The organism is Robertmurraya sp. DFI.2.37, from assembly GCF_029211245.1.
GTDB lineage: Bacteria > Bacillota > Bacilli > Bacillales > Cytobacillaceae > Robertmurraya > Robertmurraya methanolica_A.
Map to the genome: position 1 here is coordinate 1 of NZ_JARGEJ010000540.1, position 310 is coordinate 310.

The following is a 310-nucleotide window of genomic DNA, read 5'->3' on the forward strand; positions in this document are numbered from 1 at the left end:
GAGAAGCTTTAGTATCAAGGGCGGAAGTTACTTCATCTAATAGTAGAACAGAGGGTTTGTTCACCAATGTTAGTGCAAGCGATAACCGTTGCCTTTGACCTCCTTAAAGCTCCTTTGCCTCTCTCGATAACAGTTCCGCTGATAAACCCACATATTCCAAATAAGTTTCCGGATTTTCTAACGCCTTCCCGCGAAGCTTCAATGGCAATGATAAGTTCTCAAGACCAGTTCCTTTTGTCATAGGAGCCGACTGGAATGCGATGCACACATAACGCCGAAGTTCCTGAACATCCCATTTTCTAACCTCCAG

General features: G+C 44.5%; 2 pseudogenes. Both read right to left on the reverse strand.

The features are described from left to right. Positions 1 to 91 (reverse strand): annotated as a pseudogene (locus PZE06_RS29750) (phosphate ABC transporter ATP-binding protein); the annotation flags it as partial. A gap of 12 nt (positions 92 to 103) precedes the next feature. After that, a pseudogene (locus tag PZE06_RS27610) lies at positions 104 to 310 on the reverse strand (phosphate ABC transporter ATP-binding protein); the annotation flags it as partial.